This window comes from Kosakonia oryzendophytica, from assembly GCF_027886705.1.
Taxonomy (GTDB): domain Bacteria; phylum Pseudomonadota; class Gammaproteobacteria; order Enterobacterales; family Enterobacteriaceae; genus Kosakonia; species Kosakonia oryzendophytica.
Genome location: NZ_CP115659.1, coordinates 3179999 through 3197042, shown reverse-complemented (window position 1 = coordinate 3197042; position 17044 = coordinate 3179999). Strand labels below are relative to the sequence as shown.

The window sequence follows — 17044 nt, the reverse complement described above, 5'->3', positions numbered from 1 at the left end:
CGCTATTGGGAAAGAAAAGAGTAACGTGTTGAATTACTGCGGGCGGGCAATACGCAATGTCACCTCTTCAGGTTGCAGTTCACGCCCATCTTCTGCACGTAGCGCCAGTTTCTGTAACGGTCGGCGTGACTGATTATCCACCAGCACGCTGGCAGGTTCGCCCTGCGCAAACAGCCATTCGTTCCCCCATTGTGAGAGCGCCACCAGCACGGTTTGCAGGGAACGGCCTTTATCCGTCAGCACGTACTCCTGCCATGCACTGCCATCAGAGGCCGGTTGCATACGCAGGATCTCTTCATCCACCAGCAGTTTAAGTCGTGCGGTCAGCATATTTTTGGCGATGCCAAGGCTTTTTTGAAACTCGCCGAAGCGTTTAATGCCACTTAGCGCGTCGCGTACAATCAACAGCGACCACCAGTCGCCAATAATATCCAGCGAGCGGGCGACAGGGCAGAAGGTCTCTTCAAGGCGGGTGCGTTTCATGGTGTTCCTCCGGTTAGTGGTTTAATTATAAAACTACCCACGGCAGGAAAACATCGCTTTTTGCGCCAGAACACACTCCGTGAAATGCGTCCCGGTTTGTCGTCATAAATGTGTCACACTTTTATTTTCAGGCTGAGAAAAGAGGAAAACAGGATGAAAACCGTACTCTGGCTCACGGCGATCGCCGCTGCTATGGCAACACCTGGCGTGATAGCGCAAACCACGCCGCAGAGCTACCAGTTACAGCAAGTGTTGATCATGAGCCGACACAATCTGCGTGCGCCGCTGGCAAACAATGGCAGCGTGCTGGAGCAATCCACACCAAACGCCTGGCCTGAATGGGATGTCCCTGGCGGTCAGCTCACCACCAAAGGTGGGGTACTGGAAGTCTATATGGGGCATTACATGCGCGAATGGCTGGCGGAGCAAAAGCTGGTGAGTTCCGACGAGTGTCCGGCGTCGAACAGTGTTTATGTGCGGGCGAACAGCCTGCAACGTACGGTCGCGACCGCTCAGTTCTTTATCAGCGGTGCTTTTCCGGGCTGCGATGTGCCGGTTCATCATCAGGATAAGATGGGCACCATGGATCCCCTGTTCAACCCGGTTATTACAGATGAGTCTGATGCTTTTAGCCAGCAAGCGGTAAGTGCAATGGAGGCGCAGCGTAAGCAGTATGCGCTGGGGGAAAGCTATGCGTTGTTGGAGAAAATCACCCGCTACCGTGAGTCTCCCGCCTGTAAAGAGAAGCAGCAATGTTCACTCGCGGACGGGAAAGATACATTCAGCGCCAAATACCAGCAGGAACCGGGGGTATCCGGGCCGCTGAAAGTGGGGAATTCATTGGTTGATGCCTTTACCTTGCAATACTACGAAGGTTTCCCTCTGGATCAGGTGGCGTGGGGTGAAATCAAAACAGAACAACAGTGGCGGGTATTGTCGAAGCTGAAAAACAGCTATCAGGACACGCTGTTTACCTCGCAGCAAGTGGCGCGCAATGTGGCGAAGCCGCTGGTGAAATACCTCGACAACGCTTTGGTGGAAGAGGCGGGCAACGCACCGAAAGTCACGGTGCTGGTGGGACATGATTCTAACATTGCATCATTGCTGACAGCGCTTGAGTTCAAACCTTATCAGCTTCATGATCAGTATGAGCGCACGCCGATTGGCGGCAAAATCGTCTTCCAGCGCTGGCATGACACCACTGCGAATCGCGATCTGATGAAAATTGAATACGTCTATCAGAGCAGTGAACAGTTACGGAATACGCAAGCGCTGACGCTCAAGGCTCCACCACAGCGCGTGACGCTGGCATTAAAAGGTTGTCCGGTCGATGCCAATGGTTTCTGCCCCATCGATAAATTCAATACGCTGATGCGTGAAGCAGCGAAGTAAGGAAAACGCTCCCCCGTGATAGCGCGGGGGAGCCAACAGCTAGACGTTCTGACGCTCTATCGTTTGTTCTCCCCAGAAGAGCGCGTCTTTATCTGTCTTTTCGAAGGCGCGCAGCAAGACTTCATCGCTGCCTTCCTCCCAAATTTTTTCCGCCAGCACTTCATCGTACCCGGCGATCTCAAAAATCGCTTCGGCGATTTCTGGCGACGTGTTACGTAAACTGGCCCATTCACCTACGCGATGAGCTTTCGCTTCTTGAGTTGGCATCTGTGTCCTCCTGTAGAAGGTTAGCCGTTCAGTTTTACTGCCAGACCAGCAACATACTCACCCTGATAACGGGCAATCGCCAGCTCTTCGGCACTTGGCTGACGCGACCCGTCGCCACCGGCAATGGTTGTCGCGCCGTAAGGCGTACCGCCGCGAACCTGTGAAACATCGAACAGTTCCTGTGCGGCGTAGCCGATGGGAACAATCACCATCCCATGATGTGCAAGGGTAGTCCATGTTGAGGAGATTGTATGTTCCTGTCCGCCTCCGGTGCCGGTGGAGCTAAAGACGCTCGCCAGCTTGCCATATAACGCGCCAGAGGCCCACAGACCGCCGGTCTGATCCAGGAATGTTCGCATCTGCCCCGACATATTGCCAAAGCGGGTGGGCGTACCAAAAATAATGGCGTCATAATCCGCCAGTTCCTGTGGTGTCGCGACCGGGGCGTTTTGCGTTTTCCCCCCGGCCTTCAGAAAGACTTCCGCCGACATGGTTTCCGGCACGCGCTTGATGACGACCTCTGCGCCATCCACTTTTTGCGCCCCTTCAGCTATTGCATGCGCCATCGTTTCAATGTGTCCATACATGGAGTAGTAAAGTACCAACACTTTAGCCATTTCTGTCACTCCTCGGTTTGACGTTAGCAGGCAGCATATCGCTGCGTTCTTTTAAGCGTATGCTGTGACAGGCAGAGTGCAAGTAAGAGCACCATTTCTTTGATAAATAACAAATTAGTTAAAAAGCATTGCCTGTTGCAATTGGACACATTTTCGCAGGTGTCTTTTTTTAAAGACTTAAGAGGGGCTTATCGGTTTCGCTTGGGTAATATCAGCCAATCGGCAGGGAACCTGTTGCAGGATATTACCGAATGCTGGCTGGATCGCCGTATTCCACTAAGCTTAGTTGCACGCGGCGCAGATAAAGGCTCTGCCTTAACGTCGTGAGGTGAAAGAATCCTCTTTTACTGAATGCAGTATGATGTCTGATATTTCACTTATCTGGAGGTGAGACATGGCAAACCATCGTGGTGGTTCAGGTAATTTCGCTGAAGACCGTGAAAGAGCATCAGCAGCAGGTCGTAAAGGTGGTCAGCAAAGCGGGGGCAATTTTAAAAATGACCCTCAGCGCGCCTCAGAAGCAGGAAAAAAAGGGGGCAAAAACAGTCACGGTAGCCGCAGTAGCAGCTAACGATGATGGCAGGCAACGCTGACCCGTTGTCGACCATGCCCGCCGCCGGGGAGACCCGGCGGTTTTTTTATCCTTGCGTCGTCCCCCGACCCACCGCACACTACGACGTTTCTCCTTTTATGGGTCGCTATATGTCTTCTTCCCGTTACGCTTTTTCCATTAAGCCTCAGGAAGCACTGTTGATCCTGATCACCATGTTCTGGGGCGGCACATTTCTCGCGGTGCAGTATGCGGTAACCATGAGCGGCCCGTTCTTCTTTGTGGGGCTGCGCTTTGCCACTGCGGCGCTGGCGGTTGCGCTTTTGTCGCTGACGATATTGCGTAACATCACCTGGCGGGAGGTGAAAGCGGGCGTGATGATTGGCGTCTCCATTGCTCTGGGCTACAGTCTGCAAACCTGGGGACTGCAATCCATCCCCAGCAGTAAATCTGCGTTTATTACCGCCATGTATGTACCGCTGGTGCCCTTGCTGCAATGGCTCTGTCTCGGGCGTATGCCAGGGCTGATGTCCTGCATGGGCATCGTGCTGGCGTTTACCGGTTTGCTGCTGTTGGCCGGGCCGGAAGGCAATCTGCTGTCACTCGGGAAAGGGGAACTCATCACGCTTGCCAGCGCGTTGGCAATAGCCGCCGAAATCATTCTCATCAGCGCATGGGCCGGAAAAGTCGATGTTCGCCGGGTAACGGTGGTGCAACTGCTGACTGCGTCTGTTGTTTCATTTTGCGCGATGTTCCCGTCAGGGGAGTCCGTGCCGCCGCTCTCACCAGGCCTGGTGCTGGTGGCGTTAGGCTTAGGGATTTTCAGCGCCATTATCCAGGTGGTCATGAACTGGGCCCAGCGTAGCGTTTCTCCCACCCGGGCCACGGTGATTTATACCGGCGAGCCAGTATGGGCGGGGGTGTTTGGTCGCCTCGCGGGGGAGCGTTTACCGTTACTGGCGTTATTGGGTGGTGCGTTGATTGTGCTGGGCGTGCTGGTGAGCGAACTGAAGCTGAAAAAGAAAAAAGCGCCGTTGCCAGCGCCTGAAAAACGTCTGAATCAGGAGCCCTGATCCAGACAGGCCGGGCGTACCAGCGCATGGTAGCGCCGGTCAAACCATACCAGTCCTTCCGGTACCGGTTGGCGCGCAATGTCCACTATCTGGCAAAACAGGATATCGTGCGTACCCACGCTGGTGACCTGGCTAATAAGGCAATCGAAAGACGCCAGCGCGCCCAACAATCGCGGGCAGCCCGTTTCGCCTGGCTGCCATTCAGCCGCGGCGAAGCGCTCCGGCATTGCGGTTTTCCCGCCAAACAGATTCGATAATGCCTCCTGTCCCGCCGCCAATGTGTTAACACACAATGTCTGGTTCTCGCGAAACACGGGCCATACGGAGGCATTGCGATTCAGACACACCAGTAGCGTTGGCGGTGAATCGGTCACACTGCATACGGCGCTGGCGGTAAAGCCGGCGCGCCCGGCAGGCCCATCGGTTGTAATGATATTCACGGCGGCGCCAACACAGGCCATGGCGTCGCGAAATGATTGGGTATCGATGCTCATAGTCACACCTCAGACAAGCTGACAGGCGTCAGCGAAGGGCAGCCGCGGCAGGCGGGGAAACAGCTTGCTGGCATCGCCATAGCCGATATTGACCAGTAAATTGCTGCGCAGTGGCGTACCGGCAAAGAAAGCGGCATCGACTTTTCCGCGATCGAACCCCGACATCGGCCCGGTGTCCAGACCCAGCGCCCGACAGGCGAAAATCAGGTATGCCGCCTGCATCGAGCTATTACGAAAGGCAGTCTCTTCCGCCAGACTTGCGCTGGATGTAAACCAGCTGCGCGCATCACCATGGGGAAAGAGCATAGGAAGCTGTTCATAAAATTCGCTGTCCCAGGCAACGATGGCGGTAACGGGGGCGCTAAGGGTTTTTTCGAGATTCCCGCTGGAGAGCGCCGGGCGCAGTTTCTCTTTGCCTTCCGGGGTGCGGATAAACACAAAGCGCGCCGGGCTGCAGTTGGCGGAGGTCGGTCCCATTTTCAGCAGATCATAAATTTCATGCAGCGTCTCGTCGCTCACCGGGCGATCCCGCCAGCCATTGTGAGTACGAGCCTGAGTAAACAATGTGTCCAGCGCGGCTGGGGTGACGGCCTCACTCATACATTCTCCTTTAAAAACGGTGTCGGGGTGGGCAGCATCGATGCCAGCCCACTGAGTAATAAGGTATTGAAGGTGGTGCTTTCACTGATATTGCAGGCATGCGCACCACGCTCCATCACCCTCAACTGGCTATCGGGGATGGCCTGCTGCATGTCGCGGGAGCAGGTCCAGGGCACCAGCAGGTCATCCCGCGAGCAAATGATCAGTGTCGGGCACTGGATCGCCATGGCGTGGGCGCTGAAGTCTGCTGCTTTCAGGGCGTTGAGTCGGCGCAGCAGATTGGTTTCCCCCTGAAAATGCGCCACCGCCAGTGCGTCTTCGGCTTCCATTCGCGGGGCGTGTGCCGCCATCCAGTCAGCCGGGTAAAGAAACAGTGGCTGCGCCTGGACCCAGGCTTCTGCACCCCCCGCCTGCAACAGGCGTTCGCGCACCTGAAAACAGCGCCGGGTGTGATCGTTAAGCGTTAGCCAGCCATTCACCAGCACCAACCCACTGACGGCGTCCGGGTGATCGAGGGCCAGTTGCAGGCCGATAAGCGCACCCAAGGCGTGGCCTGCCACGCAATAACGGTGAATACCGGCTTCGCCTAACGCCTGATGCAGTTCCGCAGCCATATCCTGCATACGGTAACCTTCCGGTAGCGTGTCCGGGTTGTTACCGGTGCCGCGTTGATCGTAACGCACCACCTGGTAATGCGCCTCAAGGGCGGCAAGTTGCGCCAGCCAGTAGCTGCCCGCCCCGCCAAGGCCGGCGCTCAGTACTACGACCGGCGCGTCGGCAAAGGGCGCCGCACTCAGGGTCAGCTTCATGCATGCCTCACTTACTGATATGCGCGACGGTGGCGATTTCCACCAACGCCTCTGGTTTCACCAGACCGCACTGGATGCAGAAACGGGCCGGTTTATCGCCGGGGAAAAACTCGGCATAGACTTCATTAATCGCGGCGTAGTTTGTCCAGTCGGTGATAAAGATACTGTTGAACGTCACGTCCTCCATCGTGCCACCCGCTGTTTCGATCACACTCCTGATCGTTTCCAGCACGTGGCGCGTTTGCGCCTTTGGGTCGCCGACATAGACCACGTTATTTTGCTTATCGAAGGGCAGCGTGCCGGAGACATACACGACACCGTCGGCCAGCGTGCCGGGGACAAAGGGCGCAATCGGGGTAGTGGTACCCGGCGGAATAATGATCTGTTTTGGCATAATGTCTCTCCTTAAGCGATATTGACGAGTTTCTGTGGCGACAGGGCAGTGCAGAAGGTCTGCACGTCGCTGACCCAGCCAAAGAAGGTTTCAATGTTGAACAGCGCGGCCTGTTGGGCGAACGGCGGGCCGGCCTGATGGGTGGCGTCTTCCAGCACAATGCCGAAATATTCGAGGAAGAAACCATCGCGCAGCGTCGACTCGACGCAGACATTGGTGGCGATGCCGGTAAACACCAAATGACGAATACCGCGGCTGCGCAGAATGCTATCGAGTGGTGTATTAAAAAAGCCACTGTAGCGCGGTTTGGGCAGGACGATATCGCCCGGCTGCGGTTGCAATGCATCCACAAGGGCATAGTCCCAACTACCTTTCGCCAGCAATGTTCCTTGTAACTCCGGGCGCTGACGCATGGTTTTTAATGCGTTGGACTTGTGGTAGTTCGGCGAACCAGGGCCGCCCGCTTCAACGTAGTCGCTGTCCCAGCCGTTCTGAAACCAGATAATTAACATTCCTGCTGCGCGGGCGGCGGCGACGGCAATATTAATATTGTCGACCACCGGTTGGGTGGCAGAGACATCGAAACCCGCCAGATCGAGGTACCCCCCCGGACTGGTATAGGCGTTTTGCATATCCACCACAATCAGCGCGCTGCGCTCAGGAGCGAAGGTGAGGGATTCAGGTCGGGCGTTCAGTGTAATCATCAGGCCACCTCACGCGTGGGGGCGGGAATATGGCGACGGCACTGCATCAATGGCTGAATGCGCTCGCCAAAGGTTTCCACGCCTTGCAGAAAATCATCAAACGTCAGCAGCACGCCATCAGTGCCAGGGACGGTGGCGACGTCATCCAGCAGACGGGCAACGGTGGCATACGAACCGACCAGCGTCCCCATGTTGATATTGACGGCAGAGGTGGGATCCGCCATCTGACGTACGTTGGTATCCGCGCCGGAGCGGGTGTCTTTCTGGCTCTGCTCGGTCAGCCAGGCCAGCGCTTCGTCATCTGCCCCGGCTTTGTAGTGTTCCCATTTTGCCCGTGCGGCGTCGTCTGTTTCATCGGCGATCACCATAAACAGCACATAAGAGCCTACGTTGCGTCCCGTTTCATTGGCGGCCTCCTGCATCCGTTTAGCGGTGGGCGCAAAGGCCGTTGGCGTGTTGACCCCTTTGCCGAAGCAGAAGTTGTAGTCTGCATATTTTGCTGAGAACGCCATACCGGCGTCGCTCTGTCCGGCGCAGATCACCTTCATCGGGCTGGTGGGCTGCGGGCTGACGCGGCAGTCATTCATGGTGAAAAATTCACCTTTGAAATCACTCTTCCCGGTGCCCCAGAGATCGCGCAGCACCTGTACGTACTCCGTCAGATAGTCGTAACGACGGGCGAAGTACTCATCCCCCGGCCACAGCCCCATCTGCTCATACTCCGGCTTCTGCCAGCCGGTGACCAGGTTCACGCCGAAACGGCCGTTAGCGATGGAATCGATCGTCGATGCCATCCGCGCCACAATCGCTGGCGGCAGCGTCAGGGTGGCGGCGGTGGCGTAAATCTGGATGCGGGAGGTCACCGCGGCCAGCCCGGCCATCAGGGTGAAGGACTCCAGGTTGTGATCCCAGAATTCGGTTTTACCGCCGAAGCCGCGCAGCTTGATCATCGAGAGCGCAAAATCGAAGTGATAGTGTTCGGCTTTCTGCACAATCGCTTTATTCAGTTCAAAGGTCGGTTTGTACTGTGGCGCATGGGTCGAAATCAGCCAGCCATTGTTGCCAATCGGAACGAAAACACCAATTTTCATCACATACCTCGCATTGTCAGGTGAATGTCTGGCGTGGCGCTGCATCCTGCATTGTCCTTTCAGCCTCGCTATCAATGAGTTGCAAAGCGGATGCCAACATGAAAAAGCCATTGTTATTAATGTGTTAATTAAAAGTTGGCGAAATGGGTTGGTAAAAAGTGGACTAAATGGTCAAAAACGGTGCACAAAAAGCAGGCGTTTGTGCGCAATCAGAGTGCACGGGGTCGAGCCGACGGGTTCCATTTGTTATGCTGCATCCAACATAAAGGAGAACAGATATGGCACAGGGTACGGTGAAGCGTGCGGATAAGCGCACCCGGGCAGTCAGTGAGAAGCGACAGGCGATTTTAACCGCCGCGCTGGACGCCTTTTCCCGGCTGGGTTTCCACGGCGCGCGTCTTGAGCAGGTGGCGGAGCTGGCCGGGGTGTCGAAAACCAATTTACTCTATTACTACCCCTCAAAAGAGGCGCTCTATATTGCTGTGTTGCGCCAGATTCTGGATATCTGGCTGGCGCCGCTGAAAGCGTTCCGCAGCGATTTTACCCCACTGGTGGCGATCAAAGAGTACATCCGGCTTAAGCTGGAGGTGTCGCGGGATCACCCGCAGGCTTCCCGGTTGTTTTGTCAGGAGATGCTTCAGGGCGCACCGCTGTTGAAAGCAGAACTGACCGGCAGTCTGAAAACGCTGGTAGAGGAGAAATCGGCGATTATTGCGGGCTGGATCGACAACGGCGAACTCGCGGCTGTCGATCCGCATCATCTGATCTTTATGATTTGGGCCGCCACGCAGCATTACGCGGATTTCGCCATTCAGGTAGAAGCCGTGACCGGTGCGACATTACAGGATCCGGCATTCTTTCAGCGCACCGTCGACAATGTGCAGCGGATGATTATTGAAGGGATCCGCGTGCGTTAAATTAATGTGCGGGCGGTAGTGGGCAGCTTACGTCGCCTTCTTCACACTGCAACAGCGAAGCAAGCCAGGCCTCACGCTCAGAGGTTTTATCCGCCAGACACTGGTTTTGCACCATGGGCTGCACGCTGCCGCCATCTACGCCGGAACTGACAAACGCGCAATCACTGTCGCGCAGGCTAACCCAGGTCTGCTGTGCTTTTTTTAGCAGCGCTGCCTGCGGTGGGGTCGCGCGCTTGAGGGCGTCCTGATAAGTCTGATTCAGTTTTTTATCCGCGGCCTGATACTGACTGGCGGTACAGCTGTTCAGCTCGGATTGCGTGGAGGCGTTATCACACTCGTCGGCCAATGCCGCACTGCTTAGCAACAGCGCCGTCAGCGCCAGCATGCTACGTTTCATCAACTTCCCCTTGTTATCGATTTCACTACAGCCGTTTCTTAGCATAGCCCCTCACCAATGTCACCCGAATGACCATTATCGTGTGATTGCCGCATTCTGTTGCGTAGTCGATTGCCCTGGTGCCTTCCCTGCCCATATACCTTTCTCGTTTCAGTTCTCAAAATGAGAAATTTACCTGCACTGCAGGAGGATATATTGGACAAGCGATTATAGCCAGATGGCAATAAATGATAAGAAAATGATAATTAATTGTTATTTTTTGATAGTTATTTAACGTGCCTTTTGGGCTTTGAGGCAGAATGATTGTCATTTTTAACTTAAAATTAACTATAATTTTACCAAAAATAAACATTTTGGGGCGTTGGTCACATTTTGACTATTGACGTTATTTTGCCTCTTCCATTCGTTGCTAACCTCCTTTCCGCGACTTTCCTCTGTCCTCAAGAAAGGTACAACTATGAAATTCAAACTCGCATTACTCAGCGCAGCCCTCATTTCTGCATGCATGGTGTCTGGCCAGTCTGTTGCCGCGGAAAAGTACGAAATCGCCGTGGTGGCGAAAGTCACCGGCATTCCCTGGTTCAATCGTATGGAAACCGGCGTCAATGACGCGGCAAAAAAACTGGACGTCCATGCTTACCAGACCGGGCCCTCCACACCGGATCCGGCGCAACAGGTGAAAGTGATTGAAGATCTGATCGCCAAAAACGTCAACGCCATTATCGTGGTGCCGAACGATGCCAAAGTACTGGAACCGGTACTGAAAAAAGCCCGTGATAAAGGCATTGTTGTACTGACGCACGAATCGCCGGATCAGCAAATAGGCCAGTGGGATATTGAAACCATCGACAGCGAAAAATATGCGCAAGCCAACGTCGATGAGCTGGCGAAAGAGATGGGCGGTAAAGGCGGGTATGCCATCTACGTAGGTTCGCTGACCGTGCCGCTGCACAACGCGTGGGCCGATTACGCCATCAAATATCAAAAAGAGAAATACCCGGACATGTTTGAAGTCACCTCGCGTCTGCCGGTGGCGGAAAGCATCGACAAATCCTACGCCACTACACTCGATCTGATGAAAACCTACCCGCAAATGAAAGGGGTGATTGGTTTCGGTTCGCTTGGGCCGATTGGTGCCGGGCAGGCGGTGCAGAAAAAACGGGCAAAAGACAAACTGGCGGTGGTAGGGATTGCCATGCCAGGCCAGGCGGCACCGTATCTGATGCGCGGCGATATCAAAAAAGCGCTGCTGTGGGATCCTCGTGACGCCGGGTTCGCACTGGTGACGGTTGCCGACCAACTGCTGAAGGGCAAAGAAGTGACCTCCGATCTGACCATTGACGGGCTGGGTAAAGCCGATGTGGATAATGAGAAAAAGGTCATCCGCTTTAACAAAATCCTCGAAGTCACGAAAGATAACGCGCAATCACTTGGTTTCTGAGTTTTTCAGGCCACATCAGGGAATCGGAGCCCGGCCGCCAGGCCGGCTCTTTTCGCAGTAGGTTTAACCATGGCGTCCTCCCCGGGCGCTGGCAGAGGTATCGTCGATGACAGACACTACCGCATTTATCACGCTTGAAAATATCAGTAAGCAGTTCCCCGGCGTGCTGGCGCTGGACAGTGTGAATCTGACGCTACAAAAAGGCGAAGTTCACTGCCTGGCGGGGCAAAACGGCTGCGGTAAAAGCACCCTCATCAAAGTGATCTCCGGCGTTTATCAGCCGGAAAAAGGGGCCAGCATTGCGCTGGATGGCAAACTGTTTCATCACCTGACGCCGCAACTTTCCGCACATTACGGCATTCAGGTGATTTATCAGGATCTCTCGTTATTCCCCAATTTCAGCGTGGCGGAAAATATCGCCATCCACCGTTATCTGCCGGGTGGCGATCTCTGGGTGCACCGCAGCGCGATGAGAGCGCAGGCCCAGGCGGCAATGGCGCGTATTGGCGTACGCCTCGATCCGGATAAAAAAGTGGAAAAACTCTCCATCGCCGACCGCCAACTGGTGGCGATTTGTCGCGCGATTGCCGCCGATGCCCGGCTGGTCATTATGGATGAGCCGACTGCCTCGCTAACACGCCAGGAGGTAAATGGTCTGCTGCGTGTGGTGAACGAACTGAAAACGGCGGGGATTTGCGTGGTTTTTGTCAGCCATCGCCTGGATGAAGTGATGGAAGTGGCCGATCGCATCAGCGTGATGCGCGACGGCAAACTGATTGGCACCTGGCCGGCCAGCGAGATGGATAGCAATGAACTGGCGTATCTGATGACGGGACAGCGCTTTCACTACAGTCCGTTGCCGGAAAAACCGCCGGTCGAACAGCAGCCGATGCTGGAGTTGCGCCATCTGAGCCGCAAAGGCAAATACCGCAATATCAACCTGACACTGCGCAGTGGTGAAATTGTGTCGATTGTCGGTCTATTGGGCGCCGGGCGCACCGAGCTGTGCATGAGTCTGTTTGGTATGACCCGCCCGGAGGACGGCGAAATATTAATCAACGGTGAGCCTGTGAAATTGCGCAATAACCACGACGCGATCCGCCACGGTATTGGCTATGTCTCGGAAGATCGGTTAACGCAGGGGCTGATTATGGAGCAATCCATTTATGACAACACCCTCGTTACGGTTTTCGACAAAGTCCACACCCGTAGCGGTTTGCTCGACCATGCGAAAGCACAACGGCTGGTGGCGGACCTGATCCGCGAGCTGAATATTAAAGTTTCCGATGCGCGACTGCCGGTTAAAACGCTCTCCGGCGGCAATGCGCAGCGTATTGCTATCGCCAAGTGGGTCGCGACCCAACCGCGTATTTTAATTCTCGACTCGCCGACGGTAGGGGTGGATATCGCCAATAAAGAGGGAATTTACCAGATCGCCCGTCAACTGGCGGAGCAGGGAATGGCAGTGCTGATGATTTGCGATGAGATCCCCGAAGCGTATTACAACAGTCATCGCGTGTTGGTAATGCGTCAAGGTGAACTGGTGGCGGAGTTTAACCCTCATCACTGCACAGAACAGGAGATTGCGGAGGTGGTTAATGCGTAATGCCGCCCTTGCTCGCCTCGTCGGGCAACACGAATTTTGGCTTGGTCTGCTGGTAGTGGTCTTGGCTATCGGGCTGAGTAGCGCAACGGATGAATTCCTCTCGTTGGGTAACCTGACAGATGTGGCCACCAGCTATGCCATTCTCGGGATTCTGGCCTGCGGGCTGTTTGTGGTGCTGATCTCCGGTGGCATTGATATTTCGTTTCCGGCCATGACCGCCATCGCCCAGTATGCGATGGCCAGTTGGGTTATTGCCCACGGCGGCAATTTTGCGCTGGCGCTGCTGTTATCCATGAGTGTGGGTCTGCTGCTTGGGTTACTTAACGGCTTGCTGGTCTGGTGGCTGCGCGTGCCCGCCATCATCATCACGATTGCCACGCTTAACGTCTATTACGGGTTATTGGTTTATGCCACCAATGGCACCTGGCTGTATGGATTCCCGGACTGGTTTATGAACGGGATCAACTGGTTCTCGTTCACCGCTGCGGATGGCTACGACTATGGCCTGACGCTGCCGCTGTTGTGCCTCGGCGCGGTGATTATTTTTACCGCCGTGTTGATGAACACAACCCGGCTTGGGCGTCAGATTTATGCGATGGGTGGCAACCGCGATGCGGCTTCCCGCCTTGGCTTGAATCTCTGGAAACTGCATCTTTACGTGTATGGCTATATGGGGATCCTGGCTGGCGTGGCGGCGGTCGTGCAGGCGCAGATCACCCAGTCAGTCGCGCCCAATTCATTGCTTGGTTTTGAACTCACCGTGCTGGCAGCCGTCGTGCTCGGCGGTACCAGTATGAGCGGCGGGCGCGGCACGCTGACCGGTACGCTGCTCGGGGTGATCCTGCTGGCCTTTTTACAGAATGGCTTAACCCTGCTTGGCGTCTCTTCTTACTGGCATACGGTATTTAGCGGCGCGATCATCCTGGTGAGCATTAGTGCCACCGCGTGGAACGAAAAACGCAAACTGGCAAGGGAGCTTTAAGATGAAATCCATCGTCCGAATTTTGCCTGGTGATGCCATCATTCGTTTGCAGTGTGTGATCATCATTGCGGTGGCACTGGTTTTTTCTGCGTTGCTTGGCAGCCGCTTTTTCAGTATCGCCAACTTCCAGTCCATCGGCTCGCAACTGCCCATTCTTGGCATGCTGGCGCTGGGAATGGGGATCACTATGCTGACGGGTGGCATCAATTTATCGATTATCGCCGGGGCCAATGCCTGTTCGCTGGTGATGGCGGCGGTGATTGTCAGTCACCCGGATAACCCGCTGTTTGTTGCGCTGGCGCTATTGACCGGGCTGCTGGTCGCGGTGGCGATTGGCGTACTGAACGGGGCGTTGGTCGCAGGAGTTGGCGTCTCACCGATCCTTGCCACGCTTGGCACCATGACGCTGATCTCCGGGCTGAATATTCTACTCTCCAACGGTACGGTCATTTCCGGTTTCCCGGTCGCGATCCAGTACCTGGGCAATGCCACGCTGTTGGGCATTCCGGTAGCGCTGCTGCTGTTTATTTTTGTGGCACTGCTGATGTGGGTCTTATTGGAGCACACGACGCTTGGCCGCAGCCTTTACCTGGTGGGCTCTAACGAGCAAGCCACACGCTACAGCGGCGTCAATACGGTGCGAGTGCAGATTGCCGTTTACGTTATTTCTGCCTTACTGGGGTGGGTGGCGGCCATCTTGATGATGGCGAAATTCAACTCCGCCAAAGCGGGTTACGGCGAGTCTTATCTTCTGGTCACCATTCTGGCTTCCGTGTTGGGCGGCATTAACCCCGACGGTGGCTTTGGGCGCGTGCTTGGCCTCGTGCTGGCGCTGGTGGTGCTACAAATGCTGGAAAGCGGCTTTAACTTGTTGGGCATCAGCAGTTATCTGACGATGGCGCTCTGGGGCGCGGTGCTGATCCTCTTTATTGCATTACAAAATCGTAAAGCCTGATGTCAGGAGAAAAACAATGGCGAGCTATTTTATTGGTGTAGATGTTGGTACCGGCAGCGCCCGCGCAGGGATATTCGATTTGACCGGTCGGATGGTCAGCCAGGCGAGCCGGGCCATTGAGATCTATCGTCCGCAGGCGGACTTTGTTGAACAATCCTCTGACAATATCTGGCAGTCGGTCTGCAATGCCGTGCGCGATGCGGTGAACCAGGCTGACATCAATCCCATTCAGGTTAAAGGCCTCGGTTTTGATGCCACCTGTTCGCTGGTGGTGCTCGACAAAGAGGGCAAGCCACTCACCATCAGCCCCTCCGGGCGCAGTGAACAGAACATTATTGTGTGGATGGATCACCGTGCGATTTCACAGGCCGACCGCATTAATGCCACGCATCATCGGGTACTTGATTATGTGGGAGGGATTATTTCGCCGGAGATGCAAACGCCAAAGCTACTATGGCTGAAACAGCATATGCCGAACACCTGGGCCAATGCCGGTTATTACTTTGATCTTCCGGATTTTCTCACCTGGCGGGCAACAGGGGACGATACGCGTTCGCTCTGTTCAACCGTGTGTAAGTGGACCTATATGGGGCACGAAGATAAGTGGGACACCAGCTACTTCCGCCAGATTGGGCTGGATGACTTGCTGGAGCATGACGCCGGGAAAATTGGCCGCTACGTGAAAACCATGGGTGAACCCCTTGGGCGTGGGCTGACGCAACGCGCGGCAACAGAAATGGGGCTGATGCCCGGCACAGCCGTGAGCGTATCGATTATTGATGCGCACGCAGGCACGCTGGGTACGCTGGGCGCATCCGGTGTTTCCGGCGAAGTGGCGGACTTCGACAGGCGCATTGCCTTGATCGGCGGCACCTCGACCGGGCATATGGCTATCTCCCCGCAGCCGCGATTTATTGGCGGTGTATGGGGACCGTATTACTCAGCCGTGCTACCGGATTATTGGTTGAATGAAGGTGGGCAGTCGGCAACGGGCGCGTTGATCGATCATATCATTCAGTCGCATCCGTGCTACGAAACATTGCTCGCCCAGGCGAATACGCACGGGCAGACGATTTACGAAGTGCTTAATGCGCTGCTGCGTAAAATGGCGGGAGAGCCGGAGAACATAGCTTTTCTGACCCGCGATATTCATATCTTGCCCTATTTCCACGGCAACCGTTCCCCGCGTGCGAATCCGACGCTAACGGGCGTCATTAGCGGGTTGAAATTGTCCCGCACGCCGGAAGATATGGCGCTGCACTACCTGGCCACCATCCAGGCGATTGCGCTGGGCACCCGGCATATTATCGAAACCATGAACCAGAGTGGGTACAACATCGATACGGTGATGGCCAGTGGTGGCGGAACCAAAAACCCGATCTTTGTGCAGGAGCATGCCAACGCCACCGGTTGCGCCATGCTGTTGCCGGAAGAGAGCGAGGCAATGCTGTTGGGCGGCGCGATGATGGGGACCGTGGCGGCGGGGGTGTTTGATAGCTTCCCGGAAGCGATGTCGGCGATGAGCCGCATTGGCAAAACGGTGACGCCGCAAACGAACCGTATTAAGCAGTACTACGATCGTAAATACACCGTGTTCCACGAGATGTATCAGGATCATATGAAGTACCGCAATCTGATGCAGGAGGGCGCATGAGCGCGGGCTGGCACCAGGCCTGTGCGGCCTGGCACATCTACAGCGAGGAGATGGCAGCGCTGAGCAGCCGCCTTAATGATGCATTATGGGAGGCACTGATCGCGGAACTGCGCGGTTGCCGGGGCAAGATTGCGGTGACTGGCGTGGGCACATCCGGCATTGCCGCCCGCAAAATTGCGCACATGCTGGCGTGTGTTGAGCGCCCGGCGATATACCTGAATGCGACCGACGCGGCGCACGGTGATTTGGGCTTTCTTGACGGCAATGATCTGATGATTATGCTGTCGCGCGGTGGTCATTCCGATGAGCTGACACGCTTGCTACCGGGCCTTGCGGCGCGAGGCGTGCCGTTAATCAGTGTGACAGAAAACCCGGACTCCGCCATTGCCCAGGCCGCCCGGCTGGTGATCCCGACCGGTGTGCAGCGGGAAATCGATCCGCTGAATATGCTGGCGACCACCTCCATTGTGCTGGTGCTGGCGATTTTTGACGCCGCCTGCGCCTGCCTGATGCGCGAAAGCGGCTATTCAAAGGAGACTCTGCTGTCTGTGCACCCTGGCGGGGATGTCGGGTTAACATTAAGTAAAAAAGCGCCATAAGGCGCTTTTTTCGTGGCGG

19 protein-coding genes and 1 pseudogene are annotated in these 17044 nt (G+C 55.5%); 10 read left to right on the top strand and 10 right to left on the bottom strand.

Features of this window, described 5'->3' with window-relative positions; translation table 11 throughout:
• Positions 1–33: 33 nt before the first annotated feature.
• Positions 34–483, bottom strand: coding sequence for a winged helix-turn-helix transcriptional regulator (locus O9K67_RS15505; RefSeq protein ID WP_061494787.1), 450 nt, complete (start codon positions 481–483; stop codon positions 34–36).
• A 153-nt stretch (positions 484–636) separates the two neighbouring features.
• Here O9K67_RS15505 and agp point away from each other — a divergent pair, with 153 nt between their 5' ends.
• A complete protein-coding gene (gene agp / locus O9K67_RS15500) occupies positions 637–1875 on the top strand; it encodes a bifunctional glucose-1-phosphatase/inositol phosphatase (protein WP_061494788.1) in 1239 nt (412 codons plus the stop codon).
• A 39-nt stretch (positions 1876–1914) separates the two neighbouring features.
• Here the strand turns inward: agp and O9K67_RS15495 are convergent, their stop codons facing one another.
• Entirely contained in the window at positions 1915–2142 is a 228-nt protein-coding gene (locus tag O9K67_RS15495; RefSeq protein ID WP_061494789.1) for a YccJ family protein, read from the bottom strand.
• A gap of 20 nt (positions 2143–2162) precedes the next feature.
• Entirely contained in the window at positions 2163–2759 is a 597-nt protein-coding gene (gene wrbA, locus O9K67_RS15490; RefSeq protein ID WP_061494790.1) for an NAD(P)H:quinone oxidoreductase, read from the bottom strand.
• A gap of 394 nt (positions 2760–3153) precedes the next feature.
• On the opposite strand from wrbA, the gene O9K67_RS15485 reads away from it, so the two are divergent.
• Together O9K67_RS15485 and O9K67_RS15480 are read left to right on the top strand one after the other, a co-directional pair.
• Positions 3154–3330, top strand: a complete 177-nt coding sequence (locus O9K67_RS15485; RefSeq protein WP_071889987.1) for a con-10 family general stress protein — start codon at positions 3154–3156, stop codon at positions 3328–3330.
• A 131-nt stretch (positions 3331–3461) separates the two neighbouring features.
• Entirely contained in the window at positions 3462–4382 is a 921-nt protein-coding gene (locus O9K67_RS15480) for a DMT family transporter (protein ID WP_061494792.1), read from the top strand.
• Here the strand turns inward: O9K67_RS15480 and rutF are convergent.
• The 6 genes and pseudogenes from rutF to rutA form a co-directional block, all read right to left on the bottom strand.
• Positions 4370–4876, bottom strand: a complete 507-nt coding sequence (gene rutF / locus O9K67_RS15475) for an NADH-dependent FMN reductase RutF (RefSeq protein WP_061494793.1) — start codon at positions 4874–4876, stop codon at positions 4370–4372. The genes O9K67_RS15480 and rutF overlap by 13 nt on opposite strands.
• A gap of 9 nt (positions 4877–4885) precedes the next feature.
• A complete protein-coding gene (locus O9K67_RS15470; protein WP_061494794.1) occupies positions 4886–5476 on the bottom strand; it encodes a malonic semialdehyde reductase in 591 nt (196 codons plus the stop codon).
• The gene (rutD, locus tag O9K67_RS15465) at positions 5473–6285 is read right to left on the bottom strand and encodes a pyrimidine utilization protein D (RefSeq protein ID WP_061494795.1); all 813 of its coding nucleotides are present in this window, start codon (positions 6283–6285) and stop codon (positions 5473–5475) included. Before rutD ends, O9K67_RS15470 begins: the two co-directional genes overlap by 4 nt.
• 7 nt (positions 6286–6292) lie before the next feature.
• The gene (gene rutC / locus O9K67_RS15460) at positions 6293–6679 is read right to left on the bottom strand and encodes a pyrimidine utilization protein C (protein WP_061494796.1); all 387 of its coding nucleotides are present in this window, start codon (positions 6677–6679) and stop codon (positions 6293–6295) included.
• Positions 6675–7383, bottom strand: a pseudogene (rutB, locus tag O9K67_RS15455) (pyrimidine utilization protein B); the annotation flags it as partial. The pseudogene rutB and the gene rutC, both read right to left, overlap by 5 nt.
• Positions 7383–8474, bottom strand: a complete 1092-nt coding sequence (rutA, locus tag O9K67_RS15450; protein WP_061494798.1) for a pyrimidine utilization protein A — start codon at positions 8472–8474, stop codon at positions 7383–7385. The pseudogene rutB and the gene rutA, both read right to left, overlap by 1 nt.
• 278 nt (positions 8475–8752) lie before the next feature.
• On the opposite strand from rutA, the gene rutR reads away from it, so the two are divergent.
• Entirely contained in the window at positions 8753–9391 is a 639-nt protein-coding gene (rutR, locus tag O9K67_RS15445; protein ID WP_061494799.1) for an HTH-type transcriptional regulator RutR, read from the top strand.
• A 1-nt stretch (position 9392) separates the two neighbouring features.
• Here rutR and O9K67_RS15440 read toward each other — a convergent pair whose 3' ends face one another.
• Positions 9393–9788: a lysozyme inhibitor LprI family protein gene (locus tag O9K67_RS15440; protein ID WP_061494800.1), complete on the bottom strand. Its 396-nt coding sequence runs from the start codon at positions 9786–9788 to the stop codon at positions 9393–9395.
• A gap of 457 nt (positions 9789–10245) precedes the next feature.
• Here O9K67_RS15440 and O9K67_RS15435 point away from each other — a divergent pair, with 457 nt between their 5' ends.
• From O9K67_RS15435 to O9K67_RS15410, 6 genes are all read left to right on the top strand, one after another.
• Positions 10246–11229: an autoinducer 2 ABC transporter substrate-binding protein gene (locus tag O9K67_RS15435; protein WP_061494801.1), complete on the top strand. Its 984-nt coding sequence runs from the start codon at positions 10246–10248 to the stop codon at positions 11227–11229.
• A 106-nt stretch (positions 11230–11335) separates the two neighbouring features.
• Positions 11336–12835: a sugar ABC transporter ATP-binding protein gene (locus tag O9K67_RS15430; protein WP_061494802.1), complete on the top strand. Its 1500-nt coding sequence runs from the start codon at positions 11336–11338 to the stop codon at positions 12833–12835.
• Positions 12828–13817, top strand: coding sequence for an ABC transporter permease (locus tag O9K67_RS15425; RefSeq protein WP_061494803.1), 990 nt, complete (start codon positions 12828–12830; stop codon positions 13815–13817). Before O9K67_RS15430 ends, O9K67_RS15425 begins: the two co-directional genes overlap by 8 nt.
• Before the next feature lies 1 nt (position 13818).
• The gene (locus O9K67_RS15420) at positions 13819–14772 is read left to right on the top strand and encodes an ABC transporter permease (protein WP_061494804.1); all 954 of its coding nucleotides are present in this window, start codon (positions 13819–13821) and stop codon (positions 14770–14772) included.
• 16 nt (positions 14773–14788) lie between these two features.
• Positions 14789–16426 (top strand): FGGY-family carbohydrate kinase, encoded by a 1638-nt coding sequence (locus O9K67_RS15415; protein WP_061494805.1) that lies wholly within the window; start codon positions 14789–14791, stop codon positions 16424–16426.
• Entirely contained in the window at positions 16423–17025 is a 603-nt protein-coding gene (locus O9K67_RS15410; RefSeq protein ID WP_061494806.1) for a KpsF/GutQ family sugar-phosphate isomerase, read from the top strand. Before O9K67_RS15415 ends, O9K67_RS15410 begins: the two co-directional genes overlap by 4 nt.
• Positions 17026–17044 lie beyond the last annotated feature (19 nt).

Bases quoted from the DNA above. Each gene is read 5' to 3' on its own strand.
- O9K67_RS15425 (WP_061494803.1), top strand. From the start codon at position 12,828: ATGCGTAATGCCGCCCTTGCTCGCCTCGTCGGGCAACACGAATTTTGG.
- O9K67_RS15435 (WP_061494801.1), top strand. From the start codon at position 10,246: ATGAAATTCAAACTCGCATTACTCAGCGCAGCCCTCATTTCTGCATGC.
- wrbA (WP_061494790.1), bottom strand. From the start codon at position 2,759: ATGGCTAAAGTGTTGGTACTTTACTACTCCATGTATGGACACATTGAA.
- rutA (WP_061494798.1), bottom strand. From the start codon at position 8,474: ATGAAAATTGGTGTTTTCGTTCCGATTGGCAACAATGGCTGGCTGATT.
- O9K67_RS15505 (WP_061494787.1), bottom strand. From the start codon at position 483: ATGAAACGCACCCGCCTTGAAGAGACCTTCTGCCCTGTCGCCCGCTCG.
- agp (WP_061494788.1), top strand. From the start codon at position 637: ATGAAAACCGTACTCTGGCTCACGGCGATCGCCGCTGCTATGGCAACA.
- O9K67_RS15420 (WP_061494804.1), top strand. From the start codon at position 13,819: ATGAAATCCATCGTCCGAATTTTGCCTGGTGATGCCATCATTCGTTTG.
- rutF (WP_061494793.1), bottom strand. From the start codon at position 4,876: ATGAGCATCGATACCCAATCATTTCGCGACGCCATGGCCTGTGTTGGC.
- O9K67_RS15470 (WP_061494794.1), bottom strand. From the start codon at position 5,476: ATGAGTGAGGCCGTCACCCCAGCCGCGCTGGACACATTGTTTACTCAG.
- O9K67_RS15440 (WP_061494800.1), bottom strand. From the start codon at position 9,788: ATGAAACGTAGCATGCTGGCGCTGACGGCGCTGTTGCTAAGCAGTGCG.
- rutR (WP_061494799.1), top strand. From the start codon at position 8,753: ATGGCACAGGGTACGGTGAAGCGTGCGGATAAGCGCACCCGGGCAGTC.
- rutC (WP_061494796.1), bottom strand. From the start codon at position 6,679: ATGCCAAAACAGATCATTATTCCGCCGGGTACCACTACCCCGATTGCG.
- O9K67_RS15480 (WP_061494792.1), top strand. From the start codon at position 3,462: ATGTCTTCTTCCCGTTACGCTTTTTCCATTAAGCCTCAGGAAGCACTG.
- rutD (WP_061494795.1), bottom strand. From the start codon at position 6,285: ATGAAGCTGACCCTGAGTGCGGCGCCCTTTGCCGACGCGCCGGTCGTA.
- O9K67_RS15415 (WP_061494805.1), top strand. From the start codon at position 14,789: ATGGCGAGCTATTTTATTGGTGTAGATGTTGGTACCGGCAGCGCCCGC.
- O9K67_RS15485 (WP_071889987.1), top strand. From the start codon at position 3,154: ATGGCAAACCATCGTGGTGGTTCAGGTAATTTCGCTGAAGACCGTGAA.
- O9K67_RS15410 (WP_061494806.1), top strand. From the start codon at position 16,423: ATGAGCGCGGGCTGGCACCAGGCCTGTGCGGCCTGGCACATCTACAGC.
- O9K67_RS15495 (WP_061494789.1), bottom strand. From the start codon at position 2,142: ATGCCAACTCAAGAAGCGAAAGCTCATCGCGTAGGTGAATGGGCCAGT.
- O9K67_RS15430 (WP_061494802.1), top strand. From the start codon at position 11,336: ATGACAGACACTACCGCATTTATCACGCTTGAAAATATCAGTAAGCAG.